At 67.6% G+C, this 13,136-nt stretch carries 12 protein-coding genes; 5 read left to right on the top strand and 7 right to left on the bottom strand.

The window, feature by feature from the left end; all coding sequences use genetic code 11:
• The first annotated feature begins 14 nt into the window (after positions 1-14).
• Both AB0I12_RS15545 and AB0I12_RS15540 read left to right on the top strand, forming a co-directional pair.
• A complete protein-coding gene (locus tag AB0I12_RS15545) occupies positions 15-677 on the top strand; it encodes a hypothetical protein (protein WP_359929569.1) in 663 nt (220 codons plus the stop codon).
• A 146-nt stretch (positions 678-823) separates the two neighbouring features.
• Positions 824-1,675 (top strand): hypothetical protein, encoded by an 852-nt coding sequence (locus tag AB0I12_RS15540; RefSeq protein ID WP_359929567.1) that lies wholly within the window; start codon positions 824-826, stop codon positions 1,673-1,675.
• Positions 1,676-1,683: 8 nt separating this feature from the next.
• Here the strand turns inward: AB0I12_RS15540 and AB0I12_RS15535 are convergent, their stop codons facing one another.
• From AB0I12_RS15535 to AB0I12_RS15515, 5 genes are all read right to left on the bottom strand, one after another.
• Positions 1,684-3,225, bottom strand: coding sequence for a PfkB family carbohydrate kinase (locus tag AB0I12_RS15535; protein WP_359929565.1), 1,542 nt, complete (start codon positions 3,223-3,225; stop codon positions 1,684-1,686).
• 47 nt (positions 3,226-3,272) lie between these two features.
• Positions 3,273-3,410, bottom strand: a complete 138-nt coding sequence (locus AB0I12_RS15530; protein ID WP_359929564.1) for a hypothetical protein — start codon at positions 3,408-3,410, stop codon at positions 3,273-3,275.
• 391 nt (positions 3,411-3,801) lie between these two features.
• Complete coding sequence (locus AB0I12_RS15525; RefSeq protein ID WP_359929562.1) at positions 3,802-5,304, bottom strand: PfkB family carbohydrate kinase; 1,503 nt, start codon at positions 5,302-5,304, stop codon at positions 3,802-3,804.
• Positions 5,305-5,332: 28 nt separating this feature from the next.
• Positions 5,333-6,850 carry a PfkB family carbohydrate kinase gene (locus AB0I12_RS15520; RefSeq protein ID WP_359929560.1) on the bottom strand — a complete coding sequence of 506 codons (1,518 nt, stop codon included), beginning with the start codon at positions 6,848-6,850 and terminating at the stop codon, positions 5,333-5,335.
• A gap of 97 nt (positions 6,851-6,947) precedes the next feature.
• Positions 6,948-7,943, bottom strand: coding sequence for a hypothetical protein (locus AB0I12_RS15515; protein ID WP_359929558.1), 996 nt, complete (start codon positions 7,941-7,943; stop codon positions 6,948-6,950).
• A 338-nt stretch (positions 7,944-8,281) separates the two neighbouring features.
• On the opposite strand from AB0I12_RS15515, the gene AB0I12_RS15510 reads away from it, so the two are divergent.
• A complete protein-coding gene (locus tag AB0I12_RS15510) occupies positions 8,282-8,935 on the top strand; it encodes a class I SAM-dependent methyltransferase (RefSeq protein WP_359929557.1) in 654 nt (217 codons plus the stop codon).
• Here the strand turns inward: AB0I12_RS15510 and AB0I12_RS15505 are convergent, their stop codons facing one another.
• Both AB0I12_RS15505 and AB0I12_RS15500 read right to left on the bottom strand, forming a co-directional pair.
• Positions 8,936-10,342, bottom strand: a complete 1,407-nt coding sequence (locus tag AB0I12_RS15505) for a metallopeptidase TldD-related protein (protein WP_359929555.1) — start codon at positions 10,340-10,342, stop codon at positions 8,936-8,938.
• Complete coding sequence (locus AB0I12_RS15500; RefSeq protein WP_359929553.1) at positions 10,339-11,850, bottom strand: TldD/PmbA family protein; 1,512 nt, start codon at positions 11,848-11,850, stop codon at positions 10,339-10,341. Before AB0I12_RS15500 ends, AB0I12_RS15505 begins: the two co-directional genes overlap by 4 nt.
• Before the next feature lie 114 nt (positions 11,851-11,964).
• On the opposite strand from AB0I12_RS15500, the gene AB0I12_RS15495 reads away from it, so the two are divergent.
• Positions 11,965-12,474 (top strand): sigma-70 family RNA polymerase sigma factor, encoded by a 510-nt coding sequence (locus tag AB0I12_RS15495; RefSeq protein ID WP_359929551.1) that lies wholly within the window; start codon positions 11,965-11,967, stop codon positions 12,472-12,474.
• On the top strand, positions 12,471-13,127 hold the full coding sequence (locus tag AB0I12_RS15490; RefSeq protein WP_359929549.1) for a hypothetical protein: 657 nt from the start codon (positions 12,471-12,473) through the stop codon (positions 13,125-13,127). Before AB0I12_RS15495 ends, AB0I12_RS15490 begins: the two co-directional genes overlap by 4 nt.
• Positions 13,128-13,136: the final 9 nt, after the last annotated feature.

Here is a 13,136-nt window from a genome sequence, read left to right as displayed (position 1 = left end):
AGCATGAGCAGGCGGTGAGCACTGCCGTCAGCGAGGCACCCGGCGCGACCTCGAAGTCCACGGCTCGCCAGCGTGATCTGATCGCGCTCACCAAACGCCGCGCTCGCAAGCTCCGGAGAATCTATACAGAACAGGGCGTGCAGCAAGCGGTCGCCCTTGTGTGCCTGTGGCAACTGAAGAAGCGGCTGCGGGAGTATCGAGGTGTCCTCACCGAAGCATGGTCAGAGGCAACCTGTTACCAACCGTTTGTGCAGCTCCTGCAGAGCGGCAAATCGCCTTCAATCGGACAGTGCGGCGTCAGTTCCGCTTGGCTCATCTCAAAGCTGAGTTGGCACCGACGGTTGCGTGCCAACTATTGCGTCGGCTATGTCGTCTTCGACGGAGGCCGCGGCGGGAAATCAGAGTTTCACTGCTGGGTCGAGATCGGTGATTCAGCTCGGCGTTTGGTCATCGATCTGACCTTCGATCAGTTTGGGTATCGAGACCGGAGAAAGGTGCTCTGCGCGCCGCACGAAACGCTTCTGAGTGAATCGATCGAGTATCAGCGCGAGCGCCGGATGCGCTTCGGCAATCTGCGTGACGACGACGTCTGGCAGCGCTATCAGATCCTTCTCGAGGCCACGAGCAAGAAGCGAACCTCGGAAAGGCAAAGAGGCGCGACTCTCACGCAGCGGTAAGACCTGATGCCGCGTATCATGGCACTGGCTGGGTGGCTCCATGTGAGGATGGGTAGCGCGGCTTGTCAAATGTCAGGCGGGACTTTGCCGACGACTTGCTTGCGTTCCTACCAGTAGGGCTTTCTTTGGCCGAGTGTCGGCAGCCGATGTCCGGGTTTGTTGAAGTGGTCGCCAAGGTTGCGGAGCGCCGCGGTGTCGATGCCCGCGGGCTGGCGGTGCGGGCCAGGCTGCATCTTCCTCGGGTGGCTCGGTCGGATGGGACGGTGGGCCGGCGGTTGGCGCTGGCGGAGGTGATCCGGAGTGCCCGGCATCTGTCGGCCGACATCGCTGCGATTCGTGGGCTGGTGCCGAGCGGTGAAACCCGTGGGCTCGATGATCTGCGGTTCGTTGTGTATGACGACGACAAGGCGTTCGCCGTGTTCAGCCACCTGCATTATCTCAGGAGCGCACGACCAGGCTCGGTGAACTTTGCGTTGGTGGATCGCTCGAGTGGGTTGCCTGTTGCGTTGTGCAGTGCGACGCCGTTGGACTGGCGGCGGTTGGGGGGCGCGCTCGAGCGGCGGTTCGGCGTTCCGCCGCGGGAGGTGTGGGACATCTCGCGGGTCTACTCGTTCCAGGTCGCGCCGCACAGCGCGATCTCCAGGCTGCTCGCGCAGGTGCGGCGCTGGTTCCGGCGTGAGCGGCGCGATGCGAGTCTTCTGGTGACGACGGTCGACCCCAACATGGGGTTCACCGGAACCAGCTATCGGGCTGCCAATTGGCAGGAGTGGTTGCGGGTACGGCCTCGGCCCTATCTGTACCTCAACCGGCAGTACATCAGTCCTCGTCAGCTACGCCAGCAGTTCGGGACAACCAACAAGGACGAGTTGCGTGAGCGATTGGGGGTCAGGCTGGAGGTGAGTAGAGCGACGCTGCTCGACTCGTCGATCTACTGCTGGCGTATTCGAGGCGCGACCGAGCCGGTTCCCCTTGCCGAGCTGCACCGCCTGCGTAGATGAATGCCGAGCTACGCCGGCTGTGTGATGCGAGCGAGCATGGTCTCGATCCGTCTCGGCGACGGCAGTGAGACCTTGAGTGGGTAGTCGGCGATCGCACACGACATCGCCGCTGATGCCCAGTTGGTTGCACGAGGGGAGAACCGTCGGCCGCTCTGGATCAGTTCGTCCGCCAGTGCGGCGCAGAACGCGTCGCGGGCGGTTGCCGACTCCTTGTAGCTCGAGGCAAGGCCAGGAGCCTGTACGACATCCTCGGCCGACTGTGAGTACATCGTGCATGCACCCCGCAGCAGAACGCACACCGATCCGACGCCCATTTTCAGGAGCTCGCGAGCGCTCGGGTCGGGGTCGAAGTGCTGGGGGCTTGTGCTTCTCAGGCACCGAAGCTCCCAAGGATGTGCAACCACGTAGTCGATTTGCTGGAAAGCATCGGCTGAGAGCGTTGCGTCGGCGTACGGCTGGGCGGCAGTGACGATGGTCAACGGTCTCGCGTCGCCGATGTCCCGCAGTAGCGCGAGGTTGTGCTCGACGGTCTCACGGGGGACCTCGAACGTCATCAGGACGGCATCGCACTCGACGAGTTCGGAGACGAGTTCGTCGCAGTCCCACGGATCGAGCCGCACCTCGTTCTCGTTGCGCCAATAGGTCGCGAGGCTGTCGCCCCGGTCCATCTCGAGGACACCGGTGAAGGGCGTGTCCGCACCCGGCACGATTTTCAGCAGCGAGGTGTCGACGTCGTTGGCGCGGAGATAGTTGACGATCTCCGCCCCGAACCGGTCGTCGGTGATGGCGGCCACCAGGGAGACGCGGTGGCCGAGCCGCGCCGCGGCGACAGCCTGCGTCAGGCCTTTGCCGCCTGGCGAGAACGTGAGGTCGTGCGCTTCGATCGATGTCTCCCAGCGCGGAAGGTCTCTGATCCGGAACACCGCATCCATCACTGCCGCGCCGACGACGATGATCCTGCCGCGCGTTCGCTCGGTGTGCTGGTGATCGGTGTCGGTCGAAGAAGACGGAGAACTGTTGGCGGACCCGACGGAGTCGAGCTCCCGCAGTGCCAACTGCCGGGCGAGAGTTCGAAGCGCGGTCGGTTCGATCGTTGCACGGAAGCTGCTCTCACTCGGGCCGCTGCCGATCGGCGGTGCGTCGGACGCGTCGAGGAGTGCCTCGTGCAGACTCCGCCAGTTTCCGAGGAGTGCGTGGCGCCGCCGGTCCAGATCGCGGTCCGAGAGTTGCCGAATGGTTTGCCGGCTGATGCCGGATCGTGCGTATCGCTCGGAGTGCAGCCGGAAGCTCAGTGCAGCGTCGATGACAATCTGATCCGTAGGGCGCAATTCGCGAGCGCATTGTGCGACCACCGCCAGTGCGCTGGTCTCGAGAGCGACATCGTGCACAAGGGAGTAGCGGCGCACCATCGCGAGGTCGAGCAACGGCGCAGCCAATTCTTCCGGGCAGAATTGCAGGCCGGAAAAGGTCAAACCGCCGGTCGACCGGAAATACTCGAGAATGTGTAGCAAGACGATCTGGAGGCGGCCGGACGAAATGGTGGCGTGCACAATGCTCCCCTGTCGGTGGTTGGCCGCGGTGAACCCGCGGCCAACGCTCAGCGTGGGTGAGAAGTAGTCTCGGTCTTCACGACTTGGTCCCCCTGGGTGGGTGGCTCGCCGTTGAACGTCTGGACCAGCATGAAGACCCCGAACACGAAGACGGCGAGCACGATGAAGACCAGGAAGGACGCCAACGCTCTCCAGCGACTGACGACGTAGTAGGCAATGACAACGCTCGATACTAGCGCGACTACTGCTTGAGTTTCGGCCATGGTGAGTCTCGATTCTGAATTTCACACAACCATTCGTGCTGCTGGTCAGCTGCCAAGGATCCCCCCGGATCCCCGCTTGAAATTCGTCTCACCATCCATTGCAGCTCAGGACATTTGGGTGTCAACGACTTACTTTTTGGCCCCCGCGGGCAGGTTGGCGGCAGCCCGGACGCGAACGGCGCCAAATGGCGGGTGACCGTGACCGACCTGGTACGCCCGTCGATGGGCTGGGTGGCCCGGGCCTGCCAATTGGTCTGGTCGCACCCGTCGGGGTGCCTCTGGGCGGCGGCCGGCTGCCAATCGGCAGGTCGACTCAGGCGAAGTGTTTCTGGTACATGGCGTCGACGCGGGCGCGGAGTGGGGGTGAGGGGGACTTCAGGTAGTCCGCGGAGACTGCGGCCATTGCGGCGGCTGCCCAGTGGATGGCGTCGGGGAGGGGGCGGTGTTCGATCAGGCCGGTGGCGAGGGCGGCGCAGAAGGCGTCGCGGGTGATTGACGACTCCTTGATGACTGATGACGTGGACGGGATGTCGATCGAGTCGCCGGTTGACAGGTAGACGGTGCCGCCGCGGGTGCCGAGGACGCACAGAGCCTTCAGGCCCTGCTTCAGGAGTTCGTTGCTGATCAGTTGCGGGTCGTACCGGGCGTCCGCCGATCGGGCGTACCGTTCCAGCTCCCACGGGCGCGCGACCAGATAGTCGATCTGGCCCAAGGCGTCCCGTGTCAGCTCGGCGTCCGGGTAAGGCTGACCCGGTGTGACGATGATGAGGGGCCGGCTCGTGGCCAGGTCGAGCGTTCGCTGCAGGACGGGCAGCGGGACCTCGAAGGTCAGCAGGAGAGCTGCGCAGCTTGACAAGGCTTTGGCATGCCGATCCAGGTGGCGGCTGTCGAGCTCCAAGGAGCCGCGCCAGACTGCTGCCGCGCTCTCGCCGAACGGGCGCTCGAAGATACCGGTGGCCGGCGTCGTCGAGTTGGGTACAGCTCTGATCAAGGACCGGTCGACGCCTTCGAGCTCCAGATGATCGAGGATCTCCTGGCCCTCGCGGTCCTTCCCGACCGCGGTGACCAGCGCAACGTCGAATCCGAGCCGGGCGACAGCCACCGCTTGGCTGAGGCCCTTACCGCCCGGAGATCGGCTGTAGCCAGTCGCGATCCGCGAGGTCTCCAGGTCGGGCGGCCGGTCGACCCGCCAGACGTGGTCGATCGTCACTCCGCCGACGACGATCACACGACCCGTCGGCTTCGGCGGCGCTTCGGACGCGACCGGAGCGGTTGCCGTGTGACCGGACGCCCGGTCAGAGGTGTGGAGAGCGGATGCGTTGAGCAGTTGGACGGCGAGCCGCTCGAACACTTCGTCTTCGGTTCGCCCGCGGAGACTGCGATCGCTGGGAGCTTCCGGCGCGCCGGCGAAGCCTGGCCCCGCCAAGGCCTGATGAAGATCTGCCCAGTGCGACAGCACGACCGCCCGTCTGACTCCGAGGTCTCCGGCCTCGAGCTTGTGGAGGACGTTGGCAGGCACGCCGTCCGACCGGTAGACGTCAGCAAAGCTGGCCAGTCCCAGTGCTGCGTCGGCGATGATCCTGTCGGTGAGACTGTCCAACCTGCGCACCTGCTCGCGGACCAACTCGATGGCGACCTCCGTCGAAGGTTCCCCGGTCCGTTCAACTCGATCGCGCACCGCCGACAGGTGAAGAAGGGGCTGCGCCCGGCCGGTCGCGAGGCGCTGCGCGGTCATGCCCTCGTTCTTGCGCAGGGCGACGAACACCGAGACGAGTGGGGCTACCTCGGGTGATCGCGCGGTGAACTGATCGGACATCTGACCCGCCAAAGAAGAGTTGGAGTCATCACCAGGCTTCGCCGGGGAAGGCTCGGAGCATTTGTTCGATGCGGTTGCGGTCGGGGAAGGTACGGGCGTTGGCGTAGTCCTCGGCGAAGCTGGCCATGGCGGCTGTCGCCCAGCGGACGGCGTCGTCGGTCAGGGAGCGGTCTTCCACCAGGCGGGCGACGAGGGCGGCGCAGAAGAGGTCTCTCGTGATCGAGGATTCCTTCAGCATCGACGGCGGCGGGGTGATCGATCGCTGCGGTGCGTTCTGGGAGTAGATGGTTCCGCCACGGTTGCCGAGTACGCAGACCGACTTCACGCCGAGGCGGAGGAAGTTCTCGCCGAGGTGGTTCGAGGCTTGCCTGCCGGGCGTGTAGTAGCTGAGTCGCCGGAGCTCCCAGCTGTGGGCGACCAGGTAGTCGATCTGCGCGAATGCCTGGCCGGACGGCGGGCCGGTGTCATAGGGCTGGCCGGGCGTGACGACCGTGACCGGCCGCTCCGCACCAAGCCCTGTCACGAGGTGCAGCGTGCTGGACAGCACGTCCTGCGGGATCTCGAAGGTCAGCAGTACGGCGTCGCAGGCCGCTAGCGCGGCGCGATGTTGATGGACGTCCTGCATGGTCAGGCTGACGGCGTTCTCGTTGTGCCACACGACCGCGGCGCTCTCCGCGTCGGGGAACTCGATCACCGCGGTCTGCGGCGTCGTCTCGTTGCGGACGATCTTCATCATCGAGGTGTCGACGCGTTCGTCGTCCAGGTACTGCTTGATCGTCGCACCGTCCTCGTCGTCGGCACAGGCGGCGATCAGCGCGACCTCGAGACCGAGACGCGCGGCCGCGACCGCCTGGCTCAGCCCTTTGCCGCCAGGGGATCGGACGTGGTCAGTGGCTCTGACAGACGTCTCGGGCAGCGGTACGGCGTCACTGTGGAAGACGTGATCCATCGCGACGCCGCCGACGACCACTACCCGGCCCGGCGACGAGGTCCGGGCGCCTTCGGAGAGCCTCCTGGGGGCAGTGGTGATCGGGCCCGCCTGCGCATGCTCGTCGGTGGATCCGGTGATCAGCATGGCCAGGTCGCGGAAGATTCGCGGCTCGATGGTGTCGCGGAGGTAGCGGTCTCCCGGCGTCTCGGGGGCGGAGGCGCCGACGGCCTGGTGCAGGTGGTGCCAGTGGTTGCGCAACGAGTCTCGCCGGTCGCCCAGGTCGGCGGTCTCGAGGGCGCGGATCACCGGCAGTTGTACGTGCTGGTCGGCGTACTCGGTGAGGAAGAGACCGAGGCCGAAGACGGCGTCCGCGACGATCTGGTCGGAGGGGACCGAGAGTTGGCGTACGGCGTCGATGACCACCTGGATCGCGGCGGCCGCGGGATCACCGACGCCGTGCTTCGCCATGTAGTCGCGGACCGCCCGCGATCCCAGCAGGTTGCCGGCGCGGTCCTCGGTCAGCCGGGACTGTTTCAGGCCCTGGTTCTTCCGGAGCACCGTGAAGTCGTAGACGAGCGCCTTGGCCTCTGATGGCAAGAAGTGGTCGCCAGACATGGTGCCCCCGGTGAAACAGTTGCCCGAAATCTCAGTATCCGCCAATTGGCAGCGCGGCGACCGGATGCCGAGTGTCGCGCACTGGGACGAGCGTTTGTCAGCGCAGCGAGCTGATCCAGCGGGTGGCCTGTTTGGCTTGGGCCAGGCGGCGTTCGTAGGTGGCTCCGGTGGTGAGGAGGATGAGGCCTGCGGTGGCGAGGGTGATCCAGCGGGGGATGAGCGGGGCCACCTCGAGGAACTGGGCGATGCCGATCTTGGCCACGGCGGCGGCGACTACCAGGGTTGCTCTCAGCCAGTTGTCGGTGGTGTTGGCGATGAGGGTGGATGGGGCGAGGCCGAGCAGCAGGCCGGGGCCGAGGAAGACCCAGCTCGGTTGGTTGCGCCAGGCAACGACTCCGGTGGCGAGCAGGATCAAGGCGGGCGGGACCGTGTACCACTCGAGGGTGTGGGCGTCGGCGCCGAGCATGAAGGTGGTGTTGGCGATGACGAGAAGAAGCGCGGCCTGCAGGAGTGAAGGGCGGCGGCGCGGGTTCATGCCGTAGGCAATCAGTGGGGCGGCGACGATGGTGAGGACGACGCCGGTGGCGGTGTGCCGGGAGGCTGCCACGGCAGCCATCTCGGCCAGTACGGCGGCGCAGGCGGCCGTGCTGAGCAGGGCGGGCTCCAACGGTTGACCGACGTACCCGCAGGTGACGGCGATGCCGATCGCGGCGACGACGGCGAGTGCGACGGCGGCCTGCCACGTGTCGACGTACCCGTCGAAGGCGAACAGGATGATTGCGAACTGTGCGCTCAGGCTGGCGGCGGTGGCTGTGGGGACCGGGTCGGTGAGCTTGCGGACGGCGGCGAGGACGGCCAGTACGGCGAGGATCGCGGCGAGGTAGCCGAGCTGGCGGATGTCTTGTGTTGCGAGGCAGCAGGCGAGGTCGACGGCGGCGACGGTGATGGTCGCGGCGTGCAGGACGACGGCGACCCGCGCGAGCTCGGTGATGGCCAGGGCTGTGACGAGTGCTGTGGTGAACCAGCGGCTGGGCCGGGGAGCTGGGGGAGCGTGGTCGCGACTGCGAAGGCGGCGGCCGCGGCGCAGACGCATTCGCCCAGTCCGGCTGGAATTGCGGCGGGGAGCGGGCGCTTGTGGAGGATGGCGATGCCGGTTGCTGCGGCGAGGCAGATGCCGAGGTGGGGCGGGGCTGGGCGCGCAGGGAGTTGTGGGTAAGGCTGTGGATAAGGGGCCGGCTCGAGGGTGAGGTGCAGCTGGGTGCGGCAGGTGGGGCAGGAGATGGTGGCGGTCGGCATCGGGTCCTCCTCGGGTCCGTTCCACTCTCGCGGGGCGGAACGGGCCGCCGCCTGAGTACGTCTACTCAAAGTTCTGACGTAGGCTGCTGCGGTCTGCCGATCGTCCAGACCGGCGTGACGACCACGGGGAGCACTATGAATACAGGGCATGTCGAGCTCGCAAGGGCTCAGCAAGAACGGTGGGACTCGGCGTACGCGAAACGCCCGCAGCTGCACGGGCCGGAGCCGTCGGTTGCGGCGCACCGGGCCGCGGAGAGGTTCGGTGCCGCGGGCATCGACGACGTCCTGGAGCTCGGCGCCGGCCACGGCCGGGACGCGCTTTTCCTGGCCAGACAGGGATTCAGCGTGCACGCGACCGACTTCAGCGAGACCGCGCTCGATCAGCTGCGGCATGAGGCGCAGCGCGAGGGCCTCGACGACCGGGTGACGGCTGCGCTGCACGACGTCCGTGACCCGCTGCCGCCGGCCGACGGCGGAGTGAACGCGGTGTTCGCGAATCTCCTGCTGAATATGGCGTTCTCGGTGTCCGAGCTGCGGTCACTCGTCGCCGAGATCCACCGGGTGCTGTGCCCGGGCGGCGTTTTCGTGTACGCCGTGTGGTCGTCGGACGATGCTTGCTCGCGGCACTGGCAGCAGCTCGACGGCGGACTGCGCGTGCACGACGGGTTCGTCGGCCGCTTCTTCGACGAAGCCCTGGTCCGTGAACTCGCCGAGAACTGGACCCTCGACGAGCTCACGCCGTACCAGGAAGGGCAACGCGTGATGTGGCGCGTCGCTCTGTCCAAATAGCTAACTCGCCTGGCTGACGCTCGACATGTTGAAGTCCGGGATCAGCAGCGGCGGTGTCGCGGTGCGGGAGAAGTAGTCGCCCCATTCCCTCGAGTACGACGCAACGGTCGCGCCGGCGGTGGTGAACCGGGCCAGCAGGTCCACCGGGCTCTCGTTGAAGCGGAAGTTGTTGACCGCTCCGGTGACTTCGCCGTTCTCGACCAGGTAGACGCCGTCCCGGGTCAGGCCGGTGAGCAGCAGTGTCTGCGGGTCGACCATCCGGATGTACCAGAGGCAGGTCAGCAGCAGTCCGTTGCCGAGCCCGGCGACGAGGTCGTCGGTCGAGCCGGTCGCGCCGTCGACCGACACCACGTAGTTCTCGATGTCCGGTGTCGCCGCCGGGGCGCCGATCAGGTCGGCCGTGTACCGGCTCGTCATCAGGGTTTCCAGCTTGCCGCCGCGGATCCAGTCGGTCGCGGCGAGCGTGAGGCCGTTGTCGAAGACGCTCGACGAGCCGCCGGACGAGCGGGCCACGGCGAACGCGAATGCCTCGAGCCCGGCGAGCGCCGGGTCGGAGTGCAGCGTGACCGGCTGCGACGACAGCGTGTCACCGATCCGGGTGCCGCCGCCGGGCCTGGAGAAGACGGTCCTGCCCTCGAAGGCGTCCCGGCCGTCGAGCTGCCAGAACAGGTACGTCATCAGGTCCGCGACCGCGGCCGGCGGCAGGATGGTCGGGTGCCGCCCGGCGTCGACCGAGACGGTCCGGGTCGCCCAGCCGAGCCGGCGCGTGAGCTCGGCGTCGAGCGCGAGCGCGTCGACGTCGGTGAAGTCGCGCGTCGCCGTACCGACCCAGGCCGAGTGGCTGAGATCGGCGTTCTTGCCGGTCGACGACACGTACCCGCGGGGCAGCGCCTGCCGCAGTCGCAGACCGGTCGAGGAACCGACGTACAGCGTGGCGACCTCGTGGTTCGCGAAGCCGTACAGCCGGCGCCGCTCGAGGCCGGCGCGCTTCAGCGATTCACCGAGTGACGGCGCGAACTTCTCGTACACGCCGACGGAGGTCTCTTCCGGCTCGAGATCCCAGTCCGCCGACGCCGTACCGTCGACGAGCGGACGGGCGTCCTCGGCGGGTGCCGCCGCGCGGGCCGTGGCGATCGCGGCGGACACGATCTCCTGCAGCGAGTCGTCGGTGACCGACGAACGGCCGACGACGCCCGCCGCCGTACCTTCGCCGGCGCCGACCGTGGCGATCACGGTTACGCTCGAGCCGCGCATCGCGCCGTTCGTGGTCAGGGTGTTGTTGGCCCACCGCAGGTTGGTGCTCGAGGTCTCCGCGACGAGTACGACGCAGCCGTCGGCGCCCCCGTCCGCGGCCAGGGCCAGCCCCCGCTCGATCGTGTCTTGCGGGGTGAGTTGGATGCCCGTCACCGGCCGGCCTCCTGAGTGGTGTTGAGAATGCGGACGCCGCGGAAGAGCGCGGACGGGCAACCGTGGCTGACGGCGCCGGACTGCGAGGGCTCGGCCTTGCCGCAGTTCAGCGCGCCGCCGAGGACGTACGTCTGCGGGCCGCCGACGGCCTCCATCGAACCCCAGAAGTCGGTCGTGGTGGCCTGGTAGGCGACGTCGCGGAGCTGACCGTCGAGCTTGCCGTCGGTGATCTTGTAGAACCGCTGCCCGGTGAACTGGAAGTTGTACCGCTGCATGTCGATCGACCAGGACTTGTCACCGACGATGTAGATCCCGTTCCGGACCTGGCTGATCAGTTCCTCGGTCGACGGGCCGTCCGCCGCGGGCTGCAGCGAGACGTTCGCCATCCGCTGGATCGGGATGTGGCCGGACGAGTCGGCGTACGCGCACCCGTTGGAGCGGGGCGTGCCGAGCACGTCCTCGTTCTTCTTCGCCATCCGGCGGTCGACCTGGTAGCCCACCAGGACGCCGTCCTTGACCAGGTCCCACTGCTGGCCGGCCACGCCCTCGTCGTCGTACCCGACGGTGGACAGGCCGTGCTCCGCTGTCCGGTCCCCGGTGACATGCATGACCGGCGAGCCGTACTTCAGCGCGCCGAGCTGGTCGAGCGTGGCGAAGCTGGTGCCCGCGTAGTTCGCCTCGTAGCCGAGGGCGCGGTCGAGCTCGGTCGCGTGGCCGATCGACTCGTGGATCGTGAGCCAGAGGTTCGACGGGTCGATGACGACGTCGTACGTGCCGGCCTCGACGCTCGGCGCGGCCATCTTCTCGGCCAGCCAGCCGGGGATCTGCGCGAGCTCCTCGTCCCAGTTCCAGCCCGTGCCGGTCATGTACTCCCAGCCGCGCCCGGCCGGCGGAGCCGTGGACGACATCGAGTCGAAGCGGTCCTCGGCGACGGCGTGCGCAGTGATGTCGGGACCGATACGGACCCGTTGCTGCGTGTACGACGTGCCGGCGGTGTTCGCGTAGTACTTGCACTCGTGGATGGTGGCGACGTGCACGCTCACGTGCGCCACGCCGTCGGCCCCGAGCAGGCGATCGCTGTAATCGGTGAGCAGCGCGACCTTCTCGGCCCGCGGCACGCTGAACGGGTCGATCTCGTACGACGAGAGCCAGGTGACGTCGTCGTACACCGGCTCGTCGGCGAGCTCGATCGTCTCGGCGTTGATCGGTCGCGACACCTGGGCGATGTTCACGGCCTGCTCGGCCAGGCTGACCGCCTCGTCGGTGGTGAGCGCGACACCGGCGGCGAAACCCCAGGTGCCGTCGTGGATGACGCGCACGGCGAGACCGAGGTCCTCGTCGTCCGTCGCGCTCTCCAGCACGCTGTCGCGCAGCGCGATGGACTCGGACCGGATCCGCTCCAGCCGGAACTCGGCGAACGTGGCCCCGAGGTCACGGGCGCGCTGCAGGGCGGCCGCCGCCAACTCCTGCCGGGGGAGAGCGAGAAAGCTTGCGTCGATATCAGGCACGAACCCGACCTTATACACGGGAACCTGGAGATGATCGGCGGTGTAGTGCCAGTGTCCGGATGTAGACAGGAGGCACGGATCAGCCTGGATGTGGAAGCCGACATCGTGGCTCGGGTGCGGGGCGGGGAGACCGCCGCGTACGGCGAGCTGGTGGCGCTGCATGCCCTCGTGGCCCAGCGGACGGCCGCCTTCCTGGGCGCGGGGGCGGACGCGGACGACGTGGTGCAGGAAGCCTTCGTCAAGGCGTACCGGAGTCTCGGCAGCTTCCGGGACGGCGCGGCGTTCCGGCCGTGGCTGTTGCGGATCGTGGCCAACGAGACCCGGAACGCGCTGCGTGCCCGCGGGCGCCGGGCGCGGCGGGAAGAGCTGGCGGCGCCGCTTGACGTCGTACTGGATCCGGCTGACGCGGCCGTGTCGCTGGAACGCCGTACTGCGTTGCTGGCCGCTGTCCGGGCGTTGCCCGAGCAGATGCGGCTGGTCGTGACCTGTAGATACCTGCTGGAGCTGGATGAGCAAGAGACCGCAGTAGTACTCGGCTGGCCGCGCGGGACCGTCAAGTCTCGTCTGCACCGGGCGCTGGGCCGCCTGCGTGACGCACTACCCGACAAGGAGGTGCAGCGATGAGCCTGGAAGACGAACTGCGGTCCGTCGGACGCTCGGTCGTCGTGCCTCCCGTGGACGACGGCCTCACCGCAGCCGTGCTGTCGCGAGTCGCCGGCGTGCCCGTGCGGAAGCGTCTGCGGGACAGGTGGCGGATGTTCCTGGCCGGCTTCCTCGTGCTGCTTGCGGGCGCTGCCCTGACACCTCCGGTCCGCGCGACGGTCGCGGAGTGGCTGCAGATCGGAGGCGTTCAGGCGGAGCCGGTGGGCACCCGGCCGAGCACTGCACCGCCTCCGCCGACAGCGGCCGGAAACCTGTCCCTGGAGGCCGCTGAACGCGTCGCCGGCTTCACGCCGAAGCTCCCAGGTGCACTGGGTGCTCCGACGGGTGTCGAGGCCTCAAAAGGCTTCCTGGCGACCAGCTGGGGGAGCGTGCGCCTGGAACAGTTCCAGTCCGGTATCGAGCCGAGGTACATCAAGCAGTACTACGACGGGCTCGACTACGTCCCGGAGATCTCCGGCTTCTGGTTCCGTACGCCGCACCAGCTGGTGCTGGTCGACAACCGCGTCGTACGGATCGCCGGCCCGACCCTGGTCTGGGAGCGCGACGGCATCACGTTCCGCCTCGAAGGAGTCGACAAGGCACGCGCGGTGGAGCTGGCGACCGGAACCTCCTGACCGCGAGCG

Source organism: Kribbella sp. NPDC050459, assembly GCF_040655315.1.
GTDB lineage: Bacteria > Actinomycetota > Actinomycetes > Propionibacteriales > Kribbellaceae > Kribbella.
This window is presented reverse-complemented; position numbering and strand designations above follow the sequence as displayed.

What these genes read in the sequence shown, in the direction of transcription:
- AB0I12_RS15540 (WP_359929567.1), top strand. Translation starts at nt 824, where the DNA reads ATGTCCGGGTTTGTTGAAGTGGTCGCCAAGGTTGCGGAGCGCCGCGGT.
- AB0I12_RS15525 (WP_359929562.1), bottom strand. Translation starts at nt 5,304, where the DNA reads ATGTCCGATCAGTTCACCGCGCGATCACCCGAGGTAGCCCCACTCGTC.
- AB0I12_RS15520 (WP_359929560.1), bottom strand. Translation starts at nt 6,850, where the DNA reads ATGTCTGGCGACCACTTCTTGCCATCAGAGGCCAAGGCGCTCGTCTAC.
- AB0I12_RS15515 (WP_359929558.1), bottom strand. Translation starts at nt 7,943, where the DNA reads ATGCGTCTGCGCCGCGGCCGCCGCCTTCGCAGTCGCGACCACGCTCCC.
- AB0I12_RS15510 (WP_359929557.1), top strand. Translation starts at nt 8,282, where the DNA reads ATGAATACAGGGCATGTCGAGCTCGCAAGGGCTCAGCAAGAACGGTGG.
- AB0I12_RS15490 (WP_359929549.1), top strand. Translation starts at nt 12,471, where the DNA reads ATGAGCCTGGAAGACGAACTGCGGTCCGTCGGACGCTCGGTCGTCGTG.